The sequence below is a fragment of the Mycoplana sp. 10N416 genome (assembly GCF_056394765.1).
The window spans coordinates 1-17,343 of sequence record NZ_JBFTIM010000015.1; the positions used below are offsets into that span (position 1 = coordinate 1).

Annotated in this window: 17 protein-coding genes and 1 pseudogene; 4 read left to right on the forward strand and 14 right to left on the reverse strand. The window is 60.1% G+C overall.

What is annotated here, in order from left to right:
* Nucleotides 1-1,602: ATP-dependent helicase (locus AC1DDS_RS22370; RefSeq protein ID WP_477480864.1), on the forward strand; the 1,602-nt coding region annotated here is incomplete at its 5' end.
* A 4-nt stretch (nt 1,603-1,606) separates the two neighbouring features.
* A complete protein-coding gene (gene dinB / locus AC1DDS_RS22375) occupies nt 1,607-2,710 on the forward strand; it encodes a DNA polymerase IV (protein ID WP_477480865.1) in 1,104 nt (367 codons plus the stop codon).
* A 26-nt stretch (nt 2,711-2,736) separates the two neighbouring features.
* Here dinB and AC1DDS_RS22380 read toward each other — a convergent pair.
* The 14 genes and pseudogenes from AC1DDS_RS22380 to AC1DDS_RS22445 form a co-directional block, all read right to left on the reverse strand.
* Nucleotides 2,737-2,922: pseudogene (locus AC1DDS_RS22380) on the reverse strand (exodeoxyribonuclease III); the annotation flags it as partial.
* A 41-nt stretch (nt 2,923-2,963) separates the two neighbouring features.
* On the reverse strand, nt 2,964-3,383 hold the full coding sequence (cyoD, locus tag AC1DDS_RS22385; protein WP_477480866.1) for a cytochrome o ubiquinol oxidase subunit IV: 420 nt from the start codon (nt 3,381-3,383) through the stop codon (nt 2,964-2,966).
* A complete protein-coding gene (locus tag AC1DDS_RS22390) occupies nt 3,380-4,075 on the reverse strand; it encodes a cytochrome c oxidase subunit 3 (RefSeq protein ID WP_477480867.1) in 696 nt (231 codons plus the stop codon). The genes cyoD and AC1DDS_RS22390 overlap by 4 nt, the downstream gene beginning before the upstream one ends.
* Nucleotides 4,072-6,084, reverse strand: coding sequence for a cbb3-type cytochrome c oxidase subunit I (locus AC1DDS_RS22395; protein WP_477480868.1), 2,013 nt, complete (start codon nt 6,082-6,084; stop codon nt 4,072-4,074). Before AC1DDS_RS22395 ends, AC1DDS_RS22390 begins: the two co-directional genes overlap by 4 nt.
* 2 nt (nt 6,085-6,086) lie before the next feature.
* Nucleotides 6,087-7,022 (reverse strand): ubiquinol oxidase subunit II, encoded by a 936-nt coding sequence (cyoA, locus tag AC1DDS_RS22400; RefSeq protein WP_477480869.1) that lies wholly within the window; start codon nt 7,020-7,022, stop codon nt 6,087-6,089.
* 409 nt (nt 7,023-7,431) lie between these two features.
* The gene (locus AC1DDS_RS22405) at nt 7,432-8,040 is read right to left on the reverse strand and encodes a dihydroxyacetone kinase subunit L (protein WP_477480870.1); all 609 of its coding nucleotides are present in this window, start codon (nt 8,038-8,040) and stop codon (nt 7,432-7,434) included.
* The gene (locus tag AC1DDS_RS22410) at nt 8,037-9,020 is read right to left on the reverse strand and encodes a dihydroxyacetone kinase subunit DhaK (RefSeq protein WP_477480908.1); all 984 of its coding nucleotides are present in this window, start codon (nt 9,018-9,020) and stop codon (nt 8,037-8,039) included. The genes AC1DDS_RS22405 and AC1DDS_RS22410 overlap by 4 nt, the downstream gene beginning before the upstream one ends.
* Nucleotides 9,021-9,050: 30 nt before the next feature.
* A complete protein-coding gene (locus AC1DDS_RS22415) occupies nt 9,051-9,767 on the reverse strand; it encodes an amino acid ABC transporter permease (RefSeq protein ID WP_477480871.1) in 717 nt (238 codons plus the stop codon).
* 1 nt (nt 9,768) lies between these two features.
* Nucleotides 9,769-10,416: an amino acid ABC transporter permease gene (locus tag AC1DDS_RS22420; protein ID WP_477480872.1), complete on the reverse strand. Its 648-nt coding sequence runs from the start codon at nt 10,414-10,416 to the stop codon at nt 9,769-9,771.
* Nucleotides 10,413-11,183, reverse strand: a complete 771-nt coding sequence (locus AC1DDS_RS22425; protein ID WP_477480873.1) for an amino acid ABC transporter ATP-binding protein — start codon at nt 11,181-11,183, stop codon at nt 10,413-10,415. The genes AC1DDS_RS22420 and AC1DDS_RS22425 overlap by 4 nt, the downstream gene beginning before the upstream one ends.
* Before the next feature lie 52 nt (nt 11,184-11,235).
* Complete coding sequence (locus tag AC1DDS_RS22430) at nt 11,236-12,120, reverse strand: substrate-binding periplasmic protein (protein ID WP_477480874.1); 885 nt, start codon at nt 12,118-12,120, stop codon at nt 11,236-11,238.
* Entirely contained in the window at nt 12,110-13,300 is a 1,191-nt protein-coding gene (locus AC1DDS_RS22435) for an NAD(P)/FAD-dependent oxidoreductase (protein ID WP_477480875.1), read from the reverse strand. Before AC1DDS_RS22435 ends, AC1DDS_RS22430 begins: the two co-directional genes overlap by 11 nt.
* Complete coding sequence (locus tag AC1DDS_RS22440) at nt 13,287-14,678, reverse strand: FAD/NAD(P)-dependent oxidoreductase (protein WP_477480876.1); 1,392 nt, start codon at nt 14,676-14,678, stop codon at nt 13,287-13,289. The genes AC1DDS_RS22435 and AC1DDS_RS22440 overlap by 14 nt, the downstream gene beginning before the upstream one ends.
* A complete protein-coding gene (locus AC1DDS_RS22445) occupies nt 14,675-14,917 on the reverse strand; it encodes a (2Fe-2S)-binding protein (protein WP_477480909.1) in 243 nt (80 codons plus the stop codon). The genes AC1DDS_RS22440 and AC1DDS_RS22445 overlap by 4 nt, the downstream gene beginning before the upstream one ends.
* A gap of 213 nt (nt 14,918-15,130) precedes the next feature.
* On the opposite strand from AC1DDS_RS22445, the gene AC1DDS_RS22450 reads away from it, so the two are divergent.
* On the forward strand, nt 15,131-16,462 hold the full coding sequence (locus tag AC1DDS_RS22450; RefSeq protein WP_477480877.1) for an MmgE/PrpD family protein: 1,332 nt from the start codon (nt 15,131-15,133) through the stop codon (nt 16,460-16,462).
* Nucleotides 16,463-16,518: 56 nt separating this feature from the next.
* Complete coding sequence (locus tag AC1DDS_RS22455) at nt 16,519-17,316, forward strand: IclR family transcriptional regulator (RefSeq protein ID WP_477480878.1); 798 nt, start codon at nt 16,519-16,521, stop codon at nt 17,314-17,316.
* Nucleotides 17,317-17,343 lie beyond the last annotated feature (27 nt).

Sequence of the window (17,343 nt, forward strand, 5' to 3'; positions counted from 1 at the left end):
AAAGGCACCTGCCTTGCGATCTATTCGCGTGTCGTCAATTCCGAATGCTCCATCACCGACGTCCTCAAGACGGCCTACCCATGGGTGATGGGGTGGGAGGAGCAGCTCAAGGAACTGTTTGCGAGCTATGTCGAGGCCAAGCAGGCGCAGAACGTTCTCGACTACGATGACTTGCTTCTCTATTGGGCGCAGATGGTTTCCGATCCGGAGCTCGCCGGCGACATCGGCAATCGCTTCGACCACGTGCTCGTCGACGAGTACCAGGACACCAACCGCCTGCAGGCGTCGATCCTGATGGCGCTGAAACCAGGCGGGCGGGGCCTGACCGTCGTTGGCGACGACGCGCAATCGATCTATTCCTTCCGTGCGGCAACCGTCCGCAACATCCTCGACTTCCCCAAGGAGTTCTCGCCCAAGCCTGCAGACGTGATCACACTCGACCGCAACTATCGCTCCACACAGCCGATCCTCGCGGCGGCGAACGGCGTCATCGACCTCGCCCGCGAGCGGTTCACCAAGAACCTCTGGACGGATCGGCAGTCAGAACAGCGCCCCCTCCTCGTCACTGTGAAGGATGAAGCCGACCAGGCGAACTATATCGTCGAGCAGGTGCTGGCGAACGGCGAGGTCGGCATTACGCTCAAGCAGCAGGCCGTGCTGTTCCGCTCGTCGAACCACAGCGGCGCGCTCGAGGTCGAACTCACCCGCCGCAACATCCCCTTCGTCAAATTCGGGGGTCTGAAGTTCCTCGACAGCGCCCACGTAAAGGACCTGCTCGCCGTCCTCCGCTTCGCCCAGAACCCGCGCGACCGCGTCGCCGGGTTTCGGATTCTCCAGATGCTGCCTGGCATCGGCCCGCAAACGGCCGGGAAGATCCTCGACACTATTTCCGCCGACCCCGAGCCCCTGCTCTCTCTCGCCGAGATCCCGCCGCCGCCGAAGACGGGCGAGGACTGGACCAATTTCGTCACCCTGCTTTCCGGTCTGAGGAAGTCAGGCGGTGGCTGGCCTGCGGAGATCGCCACGGCCCGTGCCTGGTACGAACCGCATCTCGATCGGATCCACGAGGACGCCGACACCCGCAAGGCAGATCTCCTGCAGCTTGAGCAGATTGCGGCTGGTTATCCCACCAGGGAGCGGTTCCTGACCGAACTCACCCTCGATCCGCCCGACGCCACCAGCGACCAGGCCGGCGTGCCGCTGCTTGACGAGGACTATCTCATCCTGTCGACCATCCATTCCGCCAAGGGACAGGAATGGCGTTCGGTGTTCATGCTGAACGTTGTCGACGGCTGCATCCCCTCCGACCTCGGCGCGGGCACGACGGCCGAGCTGGAGGAAGAGCGGCGGCTGCTCTACGTCGGGATGACCAGGGCGCGCGACAGCCTGACTCTACTCACACCGCAACGCTTCTTCACCCATGGCCAGAACAGCCAGGGCGATCGGCACGTTTACGCATCGCGGACGCGGTTCATCCCCGCCACCCTCCTGCAGTTTTTCGAGGTGACGAGCTGGCCAAAGGTCGCGGCAAGCGCCAGCGAGCGGAGCGCCCGCCAGGTGCGGATCGACGTCGCCGCCAGGATGCGTTCGATGTGGAAGTGAGCGCGTGGGAAAAGCTCTGATTGACGATCCAGCGCCATCGATCCGGAAGATCATCCACGTTGACATGGATGCCTTCTATGCGTCCGTCGAACAGAGGGATAATCCGGATTTGCGCGGCAAACCCGTCGCGGTCGGAAGTCCCCTTGCCCGCGGTGTCGTGGCGGCCGCAAGCTATGAGGCACGCGCGTTTGGTGTTCGCTCGGCCATGCCGTCGGTGACGGCGGCCCGCAAATGCCCCGATCTCATCTTCGTGAAGCCGCGGTTCGACGTCTACCGCGCCGTCTCGCAACAGATCAGGGCGATCTTCGCGGACTATACGCCGATGATCGAGCCGCTGTCGCTCGACGAGGCCTATCTCGATGTCACCGACAACCTGAAGGGCATGACGATCGCGACCGACATCGCCCTGGAGATTCGTACACGCATCAAGGAGGTCACAGGACTGAACGCGTCGGCAGGGATCTCTTACAACAAGTTCCTCGCCAAGATGGCGAGCGACCTGAACAAGCCCAACGGCCAGGCGGTGATCACCCCGAAGAATGGCCCGGCCTTCGTCGAGACCCTGCCGGTGAAGAGGTTTCATGGCGTCGGTCCGGCAACGGCAGAGAAGATGCTGCGGTTGGGGATCGAGACGGGCGCGGACCTCAGGGCGAGGTCGCTCGCGTTCCTCAGCGAGCATTTTGGCAAATCGGGGCCATACTTTTATGGCATTGCCCGCGGAATCGACAACCGACAGGTCGAACCCGATCGCGAGCGAAAATCCGTCGGTGCCGAGGACACCTTTGCGCAGGACATCTCGGAACTGGCCCGTGCGCAAGACGAGCTTGCGCCGCTCGTCAGCAAGGTCTGGCAGTATTGCGAGAGCCATCAGCTTTCGGCAAAGACTGTCACCCTGAAGGTCAAGTACTCGGATTTCCAGCAGGTCACGCGCAGCCGAACGCTCCCCAGATCGTTTTCAGACGAATTCGAAATGCTGGGCGTGGCAAACACGCTGCTGGAAGCGATCTATCCGTTTCCGAAGGCCATTCGTCTGCTGGGCGTGACGCTCTCGTCATTTGAAACCAGCCATTCACAAAATGAGCAACTCAAACTGTCACTACAAAATTGACCGTCAGTGTTGGTGAACAGCCGATCTCATTTTTTCGTTTCCTCTTTGTCAGGGGCATCAGACAGCTCGACCCATGTGGGGGCATGATCGCTGGTGTGCTCCCATCCGCGGACCTCCTTGTCGACCCCGGCCCTCGTCAGCCTTGCAGCGGGCTGCGGACTGAGCAGGAAGTGATCGATCCTGAGCCCCGCGTTCCTCGCGAAGGCATTTCGCGGCCTCAGGCAATTCATGCTACAGCGGCAAACCCTGGCCGCTACGGCTGCATCTGCATCATGTCTTCCATACGCGTCGGGCTCATGTTCTGCATCAGGTGATCCATAATCCAGATCGAACCGATGACGATAAGGAAGACCACCAGGACGCCAAAGGCGAGCGCCAATACATTGTTTGTATTGTCCGGTCCGGTCGTGATGTGGAGAAAGAACACCAGGTGGACGCCCATCTGAGCGATCGCGAGCACAATCAACGCGATTGGCACGGACGGGCCATAGATAATGTTCGTGCCTGCGAGTAGGAACGCCCCGACGGTGAGCAGGATTGACAGGGTTAGGCCCAGATTGGCGTTGCGCACCCAGTGGCCGGAGTCCTCCAGCGGTTCGTCGCCGGGAGAATGGTCCTCTCTGTCATCCAGAATCCCGGTGGGGCGGTCCTCGTCAGATGCAAGATTGCTCATTGGCCCACCCCCATCAGGTAGACGATCGTGAAAATGCCGATCCAGACGATATCGAGAGCATGCCAAAAGAGGTTGAAGCAGATCAACCGGTGAACGATCTCTCGACGAAAGCCCTTCACCACAATTTGCGCCATCATGGTCGCGAGCCACAACAGGCCCACCGACACATGCAATCCATGTAGGCCCACGAGGCCGAAGAAAGATGTCAGCATCCCGCTCCGCTGTGGCGTAATTCCGCGTTGCACCAGTTCGGCGAACTCTTGCAGTTCGAGAAGAATGAACACGAGGCCCAAAATTCCTGTGGCGGCCAGGAATATCTGGGTCCAAAGCTGGCTCCGCGCGTTCGTGGCAGCGAACGACAGCATGCAGGTGTAGCTCGACAGGAGCAGCACCGCAGTCTGCATCGCGACCCGGGGCACTTCGACGATCTGGTCAATCGTGGGGCCGCCGGCTGTTGCTCCCCGCTGGACCGCAAACGCTGCGAAGAAACAGGAGAACACAACGATATCACTCAGAAGGTAGATCCAGAAACCGTACCCGACGATGATGCGCTTGCTGGCTGGCCCTGTCATTCCGTGGCCCGCGCCTGCGATGATTTCGGCAGCCCCATGAGCACGGTGGCCGAGACGGTGTGGGTCCTCGCGGACGCGGCGGATGGCTTCGACGCTTGCAGGGAGTCCTGTGTCGGTCATGGCAGCGCGCCCTCTTCGGATAGTCGCCGCAATAGAGCCTCCCGCGCAGCTCTGCGAGCCCGTTCAGCGCGTGCGACCTCTTCCGCAGGCACTTCGAACTCGTGGACATCGCGCCAGGCGAACACGACAAAACCCGCGAAGGCGGCGATCAGGGCAACGATGGCGAGCCACCAGATGTACCAGATCATCGCAAATCCGAAGACGGTGGCGAAGAACGCCGTATAGATGCCAACCGGGCTGTGAACAGGCATCTCGATCGGCGCGTACTTGGGCTCCGGGGCCAGTTGTTGGGTTTCGATGGCGCGCAGCTTGATGCCCCAGTAGGCCTCCTCCCCCTCGACGTTCGGCATGACCGCGAAATTGAAGAAGGGCGGCGGAGAAGGCGTGGCCCATTCCAGGGAGCGCCCGTCCCATGGGTCGCCCGTCACATCACGCAACAGTTCACGATCCCGGATGCTTAGGACGAGTTGCAGCACCTGAGCGATCACGCCGACGACAAGGATTGCTACGCCGATCACGGAGACATAGAGCCAAGGCCCCCATTCAGGGACGTTGATGTGCTGCAGGCGTCGTGTCATTCCCTCCAGCCCAAGGATGTACAACGGCGTGAAGGTCACCCAGAAGCCGAGAAAGGCACACCAGAAGGCGACCTTGCCCCAACCAGCGTAAAGCCTGAAACCGAAGGCCTTTGGAAACCAGAACTCTGCCCCTGCGAATAGTCCGAACACGACGCCGCCGACGATGACGTTATGAAAGTGCGCCACCAGGAACATCGAGTTGTGTGTAACGAAGTCCGCTGGCGGGATAGCCAGGAGAACGCCGGTCAGGCCGCCGATGATAAAGGTGAAAATGAAGCCCATAGACCATAGCATTGGGACTTCGAACCGAACGCGGCCGCCGTACATAGTGAAGATCCAGTTGTAGATCTTCACCCCCGTGCCGACCGCTATGATGCTCGAGGAAATGCCGAAAAATGTGTTGACCGCCGCTCCCGCGCCCATGGTGAAGAAGTGATGCAACCACACAAGCATCGAGACCACGCAGATGAACAGGGTGGCAGCGACCATGGAGCGGTAGCCAAACAGAGGCTTGCCCGAAAAGGTTGAAAAAATCTCCGAGAAGATGCCAAAGGCTGGCAGGATCAGGATGTAAACTTCTGGGTGCCCCCACGCCCAGATCAGGTTCACGAACATCATAGGGTTCCCGCCTGCGGTATTGGTGAAGTAGTGCCACCCGACGTACCGATCCAAAGTCAGCATCGCCAGTGTGGCAGTCAGGACTGGAAAAACGGCGACGATCAACAGGCACGACGCAAGAGCCGTCCAGGTGAAGACTGGCATCCGCAGATAGCTCATTCCAGGGCAGCGCATCTTCAGGACCGTGGTGACGATGTTGATCCCGGTGATGAGGGTGCCGATTCCAGAGATTTGCACCGCCCAGAGGTAATAGTCGACGCCGACGCCCGGCGAGTAGGTCGTTTCGCTAAGGGGCGGATATGGCAACCATCCGGTGCGGGCGAACTCACCGATCAGAAGCGAAATGTTGACGAGCAGAGCCCCACTTGCAGTCAGCCAGAAGCCTACCGAGTTGAACGTGGGAAAAGCCACATCGCGGACGCCGAGTTGCAGCGGAACCAGATAGTTTATGAAGCCAAGGACCAGCGGCATGGCACCGAACAGGATCATGATCGTCCCGTGAGCGGTGAATATCTGGTTATAGTGCTCCGGCGGTAGATAGCCCTCCGCATTAATTGCCACTGCCTGCTGGGTGCGCATCATGATCGCATCCGCGAAACCCCTGATCAGCATAACGAGGCCAAGAGTGCAGTACATGATGCCAATTCGTTTGTGGTCGACGCTCGTGATCCAGTCGTGCCAGAGATAGGGCCACCAGCCCCGCACGGTAACCAGGGCAACCACCCCCAGGCCGATGAGGATTACGACGGCCGAGGTGATCAACGGGATAGGCTCGGACAGTGGGACTGCGGATAGATCGAGCTTCCCGAACATGATCAATCACTCCCTGTGGACACTTCACGCCCCGCGTGTCCCGGAGCGCCAGGCTGTGGGCCCGATCCCGGGGGTATTTGCTGGGTGGCGATGGCGTGGAAGAGGCCTGGATCCGCGGCTCGGTAGGCTGACGGCGTAACGCGCTGGCTCTGCTTTAGCAGTTCCGAATAGGCAGCCTGGTCCAAAGTTGGTCCGGTCGCGCGGATGCCGTCGACCCAGGGGCCGAATTCGGCATCCGGGAGGCTCCGAACTTCAAAATCCATGTCGGAAAAGCCGTCACCGGAGAACTGGGCCGACAGCCCTACAATCTGCGCCGCCCTGTCCGCCTGCAAATGCAACTCGGACACCATGCCCGGCATTGCATAGATCATCGAACCCAGACGCGGAACAAAGAAGACATTGAAGACGCTAGCCGATGTGATCGAGAAATGGACTGGAGTGCCAACTGGCATAACAAGCTGGTTGACCGTTGCGATACCCTGCTGGGGATAGATAAAAAGCCATTTCCAGTCGAGCGATACAACCTGCACCTCTAGGGCCGGGTTCTTGGAGGGAAGAGGTCGGAAGGGGTCCAGCCTGTAGGAGCCGATCCAGATCAGGCCGCCGATAAACATGATCGTCAGGATCGGGATCGACCAGACGACTGCCTCAATTCGTCCCGAATACGACCAGTACGGCAGATACTCGGCAGCGGTGTTGGAAGCTCGGTATCGCCACGCCACCCAAAAAGCCAGGATGATGGTGGGGATGACGATGACAAGCATCACCACCGTCGCGTCGATCAGGATCTCCGCATTCCCCTCTCCGACTGGCCCGATTGGAGCCAGGATGCCGGAGCAAGATGTTAAACCGGCACTCAACAGGGCGAAGATCGAGCACCGGCACACTCGCAGGCGGTGCGTCGAGATTGTCTCGCGATTCACCTCGACCACCCTCATTTGGGCACGCTCCACCGCCGAGAAAACTGCAAGTGTGATTGAGATTCGTGGCACGGTGTCCGAGCACCGGCATGTCCGAAGTGGCGGCGTCCCGCTCAATATCCAGAGCTCTTCGTGTGGATTGAACGAAGAGATCCGCATTGCGCATAAAATGCGCGCCACTACGGTGCGGACCGCAGTTGTAAGTCAGTGCATGTTACTTCTCATCAGTCCGGAACTCAATCGACATTCGGTGCGAATATCGCGGCAATGCTCTCGTAACGAGCACCGCGCCCGTGCTGCAGAGTGTCGCGTTCGAGTATATCCGCTGATCGCAACTTGATCAGGCGCGTACCCGAAAGCCGATCTGTCACGTACCTGGGCCGTTGCCAGTTGTCACATCCATCTACGTCATCACAATCCGAAACACTCAACTATCTTTGGTGCCCACCGCTTGGACGATTGCTGCAAGTGCCAGCATTCCAGGATCGTCAAGCTCCATGCTTCTTTCGGGCCACAAGCGGGCCCGGCCGACCCGGCATGGCCTGCCTCTGAATTCCTGAATCGCATCTTGCGCCGCCGACATTGCTGCAGATGCGATTTCTGTCGGCCTAGAACAGGCTTCGACTGCGATTGCGATCGCATCAAGGCCATCTATGATCGTTTTATCCCCTAGTTCCGAACGCCCCAATGAAAGCATCTCGTCGCGCGCGGTTTTCAGGAGGATCGACAGATCGGTCAGTGGCAAGCTCGCGCGATCGCCACAGCTGCGTCCCATCGCAAGTAGCGCGGCGCTGACAAGAGTTCCGAGGCTGGAACCCGTGCTGCCCGAAGCAGCCTTGGCCATCGCTCTGAACGTCTCGCCCAGGTTACCACATGCAGCGGTTGCTTCGACCGCTGTCAGCAGACGCGCGAGCATGGTTCCGGTGTCGCCATCGCCAAGACGACTATCGGCCAAATTCAAGTCCGATTCCATGGACCGCGCCGCGGCCGCGCAGCGGCTTGCTAAAGCAACAATGGCGTGGCTTGTTACCATCATTGAACCCTCCAGAAAGGCGATGCCGCCGGCGCGATGAACAGCGGTTCGGTTTCCCGATCGACAAAGCAGATGCTGATCGACAGCCCGGCCATTTCCATTGATGTCGCAAAGGATCCGACGAAGGTTTGAGCGATTGCGATCCTTTTCGCTGTCAGGACTTCGTGTGCTCTCCGCACAGCGATGTAGAGCTCGTCCACCGGTGTCGCACCGAGATTGTTGACGAGGAGAACGGCTCTGCCGCCCTCGCCCGGGTTCCCCCGGTCCTCAACAAGCCTTTCGATCATTTCATCCACCAGAGCATCCGCTGGTCCCATCGGCTTTCGCCAGATTCCGGGCTCCCCGTGGATACCAATTCCAAGTTCGACTTCATTGGACCCCATGTCCGCAAGGGGTGCCTCGGCAGCCGGCAGTCGGCACCCGGACCAGGCAAGCCCGATAGAATAGGTTGAGGCAACAGTCTTCTCAGCAATCCGAGTGACGTCATCAAGGCAAGCGCCCGCTTCTGCTGCAGCGCCTGCGGTCTTGAACGCGAGTGCAAGACCGGCAACGCCGCGCCGCTTTTGGCGTTCCTGCCGGGGAGCACTGGCCACGTCGTCTGTACCAAGGACACTGCGCACTGCTGCTACACGTGCCATCTTTGCAGCCATCTCAAAATTCATTCGATCGCCCCCGTAGTTTCCATAGAGGAGCAAGACGCCGGCGCCGCCATCCGCCATATCGATCGCGTCGACGCAAGACTGTAGCGTCGGCCCTTCGAAGACGTTGCCCACGGCACAGCTGTCAAGCAGTCCATGGCCGATATAGCCGCAGAACAGCGGCAGATGGCCAGACCCGCCGCCAGTGGCGATGCCGACCTTGCCCCGCCTTACGCCGCTGCGCCGGACGATAGTTCGCCCGGTCTGGCCTGCCCGTAACAGGTCGGAATGGGCTGCGACCAATCCTGAAAGGCTCTCGTCGACATAATTCGAAGGACTGTTCATAAATTTATTCAAGATTTCCTCCTTTGGTGCTCAAATTGCTTGTGTCGCCAGCGTTTCTGCCGCTTTGCTAGGCTTGGATTGCCCTTTTTCCAATGCCATGCCCCTCTCGATAGCCCGCACGGCCAACGACGCAGACCAGGCGATCACGAAGTACAATCCGGCAGTCAGCGCAAAAACGTGAAGCGGTAAAAAGCTCTCCGACATGATTGCGCGCGAAATCAGGGTGAGCTCGGGGACGGCGATCAGCGCGCAGATCGAACTGTCCTTGAGAAGCGAGATAAGGTTGACGAGGAGCGGCGCCAGCATGTGCCGGACTGCCTGCGGGAGCAGGACGAGACGGAATGCCTGGACCGGCGTGAGACCAACCGCGAGGGCTGCCTCGCGTTGGCCTGGCGCGATGACGGCCAGACCGGCTCTGAACACTTCAGACAGGAACGCGCCGTAGACGATTGCAAGTCCCAGGGTCCCGGCCGCAAAGGCGCCCAGGATAATGCCGGCGCCTGGTAATCCGAAGTACAGAAGATAGAGGATGACAAGGACTGGCACGCCACGGGCCAGGACGACATAAGATTTGGCAATGGAGCGCACAAGTGCCGAACGGCGGGTCCGAAGGTACTCGATGATCAACCCGATCAGGAACGCCAGACAGAACGCCACCACGGTCAACGCCAGGCTTGTCCAAAGCGCGTCCAGCAGGCGTGGCCCCCAATCGGCGAGATTGGCGTATATTGTTTGCAGAAAGAGCATATCAATACTCCAGCCGGCGTTCGGCGAGCGCGAACATTTGGCCGACCACGAAGGTGAGTGCGAGGTAGAGAAGTGCCGCTGCGCAGTAGACCCAGGCGGTCGCGAATGTCTCGTTCACGATCTGCCGTGCATTGAACATCACTTCCGGAGCGGCAATGGCAGCAACGAGCGAGGTATCCTTGACGAGGCCCAGGGCATAGTTTCCAAGCGGCGGCAGCGACAGACGCAATCCCTGTGGCAAAATCACCAGGCGGAAAGCCATAAGGGGTGCCAGGCCGATAGCCGCCGCCGCCTCGCTCTGACCTTTCGGCACTGATCGAAAGCCCGCCAGGAAGATATCGACGAGCACGGCGCCGCCAATCATTCCAAGACCCACCACCGCCGCAGTCATCGATGACAATCGCACACCGGTGGCGGCTAGCCCAAAGTAGAGTAGAAAAAGGAAGGTGAGGCTCGGAACGTTTCGCAGCAGTTCGACATAGATACGGATTGAAACCACTACGATACGATTGACCGTCAGATGTTCGATCGTGGCCAATACCAAGCCGATCAAGAGCGCCATTGTCAGTGCGCCGATGCTCACCTCAACGGTGACGGCGGCTCCCGACAGAAGCGCATGGAAAATGCGTTCAAAGAGGAGGGCGTTCATGCGCGATTCTCTGACAGGCTGGAGAGGAAGCGCCGAAGCCGCGGCTCTTTCGGTCGGTCAAGGAGTTCCCGCGCCGGGCCTTCCTCGACTACAGTCCCACCATCCATGAACAGGATGCGATCGGCGACTTCACGCGCAAAGGCGATCTCGTGTGTGACGAGCACCATGGAACGTCCTTCGGCTGCAAGTTCCTTGATGACATTCAGCACCTCTCCGACAAGCTCGGGGTCGAGCGCGGACGTAGGCTCGTCAAAAAGCAGAAGCTTGGGGCGCTGCGCGAGCGCCCGTGCAATCGCGACGCGTTGTTGCTGTCCGCCCGACAGTCGGCCCGGAAACTCCTGAGCCTTGTGCGAGAGGTGAACCTTTGCGAGCAACTCGTCGGCCAGTTCGCCGGCGGCGGTCGCGCTCATTCCCCGCACCTTCTTGGGCTGAAGTGCCACGTTTGCTCGTACATCGAGATGAGGCCAGAGATGGAAGTGCTGAAACACCATGCCGATTTCGGCGCGTTGAGGCGCCAGCTCAGCATCGGTGAGCGGTCGTCCACTCTGGTGTCGGCCCACCAGCTGCCCGTCGAGCCTGATCTCCCCGCTTGTCGGGGGATCGAGAAAGTTTATCGCACGCAGGCAGGTGGATTTTCCGGAGCCGCTTGGACCGATCAATGCGATGCGCTCGCCACGCCGGAGCGCAAATGAGACATCCTTGAGGACTGCGAGTTTGCCGTAGCATTTGGTGAGCTTTTGAACAGTGAGAAGGGTGTTGTCAGGCATGACGGCCTCCACGCGGGAATGGGTGCGACCGGCGAGCCGGTCGCATGAGCGGTTATCGGCCGCAGACAGGCGGATTCCAGGTTTCCGGGCGGTCGACACTGGCCCGAAAATTCTTCGGCGAAGGTGCGTAGTTCGCCTCGCTGACATTCCCGTACCTCCGGCCGATGACCTTGACCTCGCAGGTTTCCCAGAGCTTGCGGATCTCGGCGCTCAGCGCGTCGGCCAAATCCTTGTTTTCCTTTGACAGGCCGAAGACGTACTGCCGGCCGACGCCTGTCAGAAGTGGAAACTCGGGGTTGTTGTCGGTGAAGGGGAGATTGCTGAGTCCCCAGCCGGGATTCTTGGAGATTGCATAGTCGATAACCGGTGGGTCTCCGACCAGAGCCTGAATGCGACCGGTGGTCAGGTCACGCATTGCCGCATCCGAGCTGTCGTACAAAGCCAGCTCCAGACCGGAAATGCGCCGAAGCTCGGGCAGGAATGAAAAGCCCGTGATCGAGCCGACCTTCTTGTGTTCAAGATCCGACAGTACATGCCAGCCGGTTTCCGTCTTTGCCGTAATGCCGTTCTGGAAGTATCCGGTTGGATCGGTCAGGGACAAGGCGTCGGCCCGCTGTTCGGTCCAGGCCACGTTGCCGCCGATAATGTCGACGCGGCCGGTCTGGACAGCGGCAATCGCGCCCGACCATTCCATCGGTACAGGCTTCACTGAAAGGCCGAGGCGATCAGCCGCAATCTGCAGGATCTCGCCGTCATAGCCGACAAGCTTGCCATCACGCGCCACAAGTCCCGGCATGTCGCCTGTGATTGCGACCGAAAGCGTGCCAGCCTCGACAAGCTTGTACTTCGACGTCTCTGCCGCAGACGGTAATGCCGGATTGAGTCCAGCCAGCAAAGCGATCGTGCCGCCCATCATCAGTATCAGTTTATTTCTCATCGGTGTTATTCCCCTTCCTTTTTGGTTGGACTTTGTTGGCCGGCGGTGAGGTTGCCGCCGGATCTGGCACCCCGGCGAACCGGGTCATGGATAGTCCTGCGAGGCACGTCGGCGATCCGCCGTCGATGGCAAGCTCGGCCAGGACTGCCCCGACAGCGGGTCCGAGCTGAAAGCCGTGCCCGGAAAACCCGAAGGCGTGGTAGAGGTTGGGGACCGTGGGACTGGGGCCGACGACCGGCAAGTTGTCAGACATCCGGCCCTCGATGCCGGTCCAGCTGCGAACGACAAGAACATTCGCGAGCGCGGGCACCATGTCGATTGCCGCCTTGGCCGCGTCCATGGTCACTGCCGCAAGTGGCCTTGCCCGAAGGGCATCCCTATCGGCGATTCCAACGCCCGACCCGAAGATGATGCTTCCGTGTCCGCTCGCCTGCCTGATATAAATGCCACCGCCACAGATACCGAGATTGGGACCGATCAGCGGGGCGATCGGTTCTGTGACGCACATGTTCGGCGCCATCACGTCTTCGCGGACGGAGTCGCCAAACCATCTGGCTACATTGGCTCCCCATGCTCCGGCAGTGTTGACCAGTCGATGGGCACGGATCGGCGTATCTTGGCCGGTGACATGGATTTCGAACCCGAACGGCGACAGGACTGCGTGTTCGACGGGGCATTCTTCCTGGACATCGGCGCCCAGCTGCCGGGCTGCGCGCGCAAATGCCGGGGCGGCTAACCGTGGGTTTGCCTGTCCGTCTTCGGCGCAGAGAGAGGCGCCATAAAAGCGGTCGCCAATGTAGGGAAAGCGGCGGCGCAAATCGGCCCTGTCGAGAAGTTCAATGGTGATGCCGTGATCCGCGGCGATGGCTTGATGGGCGACCAGGTCGACCATGTCCCCGTCGTTTCGGGCGAGCTTAAGATGACCGGTCGCGATAAATTCGCAGTCGCAGCCGACAAGGGTGTAGAGATTGCCCCATATTCCTCGACTACGCCTTGCGAGCGGCAGCTCTGCGGGGTGGCGACCTTGCTGGCGCACCCCGCCATAATTGACGCCGCTCGCCTGTCCACCGCATCGGCCGCGCTCGAGAAGGATGACGGAAGCCCCCTTCTTCCTCGCGTGCAACGCTGTCGAACAGCCTGCGAGCCCGCCGCCGATGATGGCAAGGTCAAATACCTTCATCGCGGCCTCCTGCCAGCGTTGCAAGGGCGATAGGCTTCAACGGCGCCTGACCTCGAAGCCTGCCAACGTGAAGGATATCGGTCGATGCCGCAGCTGCGATCAGTTCGGCCGCGGCCGGACCGCATACGCGGCCCTGGCAGCGTCCCATGCCAAGTCGTGAAAATGCCTTCACGCGATTAATGTCGCTTTCTCCCGACAGTCCCACGACATCGCGCACAGCCCCCGCGGTCAGACCTTCGCAGCGACAAATGAGAGCCTCATCCGGAAGGGCTTTCAGTTGGTCGGTAGGAAAGGCAAAAACCGAGTCCAAGGCTCTTCGAAATCGCCGCGCCCGACTAATTTCCCGACGTAGCGATCCCGCTTGCGGCGCCTCAGAACCATTCATGTCCGACAATAGCGCAAGGGCTGCCAGCTCACCGGCAATGGCGGCAATCTGATTTCCACGGACCGAGACCCCGTCACCGGCAAGGTAGACACCATCGACACAGCTGCGACCATCGAGATCTGTTGTCGGCAACCACTGGCGCTGCTGCGGATCGAAATGAAAGTCGACCCCAAGAAGATCTGCCAGTTGCGTCTCTGATTTCAGGCCATAGCCGATCGCAAGCGCATCGCACGACAAGATGGTCTCGCGCCCCTGCCCCTTCCTGCGGTAACGCAGTCCGTTGGTTCGGCCATCGGATCCATGCAGGATCTCAAGCGGCTCAATGCCCGTCTTGATCGGCACGCCATGTGCCTTGAGCCAGGCAATATAGAAGACGCCCCTTGCGAAGGTCGCTCCTCCGGACGCTAGCGCTGGCAGGTCGGAAAAGCGCCGGAAGGGTCGCCCGACTTCCAAAACTGCTACAACGCGTGCACCCGCACGGGCGTATTGGTAGGCCACCAGGTAAAGCAACGGACCGCTACCCAGAAAGATGACGCTTTTTCCAATGATAGAGGCCTGTGCCTTGAGCGCGATTTGCGCTGCCCCCAGGGCGACAACGCCGGGGGCCGTCCAGCCGTTCGTCGGTACGATGCGGTCCATGGCGCCGGTCGCGAGAATGAGCCTCTTCCACGGCTGACATGTCGTCTTGTCGCCACGCGCGAGATGAAGGAGGTTGGACTCAACTGCCCAAACCATTGTTTCGGCGTGGTAGACGATAGAAGGCAACAGCGCGGCAAATTCGTCATGAAGGCGCCGGGCGCGGCGGGCATCGAAACCGTAGAGCTTTTCGTCGCTTTGCTGCAGCGGCGAAGGTGGGCGACGAAAGGCCTGGCCGCCGGGAAACATTCCTTCGTCGACGAGGATTGGTCTGTGCCCGGCACCCACCAGCGTCCGCGCCGCGCTGACGCCCGCAGGTCCGGCACCGACCACGACGATTGGCGGCTCGTCCCTCATCGGCCTAGTCCCGAAGCGGCGGTGGACAGGCACATACCGTCTTTGACCAGGCTGGAGCACGCACGGATGCGTTCTCCAGAGTCGGTCCAAAGCCAGCAATCCTGGCAGGCACCCATGTAGCAGAACCCAGCTCGCTTCTCGTCGCGAAACTCGAAGTCGCGGATGTGGCCGAACTCGGTGTTGAGGGCAGTCAACACGGTCTCCCCCTGGTGCGCCGAAAATCTCCGCCCATCGACCATCAACTCAACCTGAGGTGACAGTGAACGGTCCAGCCGTGCCGGTCCTTTCGATTGTTGTCGCTGCAACTCGCTGGCTCCTTCGCACAGTTGATAGTTGCAGACTAAGTAGCCATAATGTGGATGTCAAATGCGGAATCACCCATAGTATGGATACTCTAGCTGCAGGTGTACGAAAGTTCTCGACGACCTGGGGTAGTAGTCGAAAGGATGCTTATGCCAAATGCCTTCAGTCGGATTGCAGCTTTCACACGTTCGATTACCAAGGTGCCGAGCAAGCAGCGCGATGCCGCGTGCCGAACGCTTCTCGACACGCTCGGGGTTGCTGCAAGCGGAGCAGGAACGTCAGCCGGTCAGGCGTCGCTCGATGCAGCTCACGAGATCTGGGGCTCCGGATCATCATCGATCTGGTTCTCCACGAAGCGGTTGACGCCATCCGGTGCAGCTTTCGTCAACTCGACCTTTGCCTCAAGCCTTGACCTCGACGACGGTCATCGGGCGGCGGCGGGGCATCCCGCTGCCGCCATTGTCCCAGCGGTGTTGGCATTGAGCGAAAGTCAGGAGATATCCGGTCACAAAATGCTGTCGGCAATCGCGATCGGATACGAGGTGGCGGTTCGTGCGGCTGCTTCGCGCGACATCAATGAGCTTAGAACCACCGACACCGGTCTATGGTGCGGTTATGGCGTGGCGGCAGCCGCCGGCTGGCTCATGCAGTTGCCTGAGGATGTAGCTGCCCATGCCACGGCCATCGCCGGTCAGACGGCGACCGGCCAGTTCGGAACGGGCTGGACCCGACTTGGCCACACGGTCAAGGAGGGTATTCCCTGGGCAACCGCAAATGGACTTCAGTCGGCCTTTCTCGCAGCCGCCGGGCATACAGGTCCGCTTGACATGCTCGACGAGGAATCGCTCTACGACCAAAGGGTGCTTGTTTCGGGGCTGGGGGATGGCTGGGCTATCGAGCATGCCTATTTCAAGCGCTACAGCTGCTGCCGATGGGCTCATGCTGCGATCGATGCGGCAGTCCAATTGAAGGAGCGTCTTGGGGTTTCGGTTCTCGAGATCGACGAAGTCGTCATCGAGACATTCACCCGTGCGCTGTCTTTGCCGAACCAGGCGGCTCCTGTTTCGAGCGAGGCTGCGCAGTATAGCATTCCGTTCTGCACTTCCGTAGCCCTTGTTCGTGGGGCGGCTGCGCTGATGCCGCTCAAGCATGAAAGTCTTGGCGACGAAGAAGTGCTCGCTCTCGCTTCGAAAATTCGGCTTGTCGCCAGCCCCCTCTATGCCGGATCGTTTCCCGCGACCACACCAGCCAAGGTGACCCTGACTGTCAGGGGAAGGCCGGTGACACTGGAGATCGTGCACCCGAAAGGTGAACCCGGAAATCCGATGAGCGACGAGGAACTCAATGCCAAGTTTGCAGTGCTGACATCGCGTGGGCCACTATCGCAAACCCAATCGAAAGCGGTCGCCGACGCCGTACACGCTCTTTTGGACGACGCGCCGACCAGGCCGCTGTTCCATGCCCTTTGCAACCCGTCATAGTCATTCTACAAAGCTGCCATCTGACAAAGAGTGCTCGGCAGACGGATGGGGTTGAAATGGCAAAGGACGAGATCGCGGCGACAGGCACACAGCTGCTCGACAGAGCGGTCGCGATTTTGAAGTTCTTGGGTGATGTTGGTCAGCGCGGTGCGACAATGGCCATGATTGGCGAGGCCATGGGGCTAAAACAATCGACCGCGCATCGAATTGTGACCGCGATGGAGCGCCATGGTCTGGTTGACCGGGAGCGTGAAACGAAACGCTACCGTCTTGGGCTTGCCTTGTTTGCCATGGGCGCTGCGGCAGCCGACGGTACAGGCTTGCGGACAATGGCACGCCCTGCCCTCGTGCGGCTTTCTGCAAACACAGGAGATTCCGTCTTCTTAATGGCACGAGCCGGGTTCAACACCGTCTGCGTCGACCGCCAGCAGGGGACGTACGTCATAGACAGCCTGACGGGCCATACTGGAGGACAGATTCCAATGGGCGTCGGGCCGGCGAGCCAGGCGATCCTTGCATTCTTGCTCCCAACGGAGGCCGAGGTTGTCATGACGACAAATGCGCCTCTGTACAAGCAATATGGCGGACTGACTGAAAAGAAGGTCAAGAACGCTTTGGCCGAAATCCGCCATAACGGCTATGCGATTGATCGGGGCGCGCTGGTGGCTGGGATATCTGCGATCGCAGTGCCGATCCTGCCGCCTGGTCGGGACGCGGTGGCCGCAATTGCCATAAACCTGACAAGCGCGCGCTTGACGGACGAACGTCTTCCCCAGTTGGTCGAGATGCTGAAAGCCGAAGTTCGAAACATCGAGGCTTCTCTCAACCCATTGGATGAACTGCATGTCGGATAGTCGACAGCCGTTTCCTAGCAAAGGGCA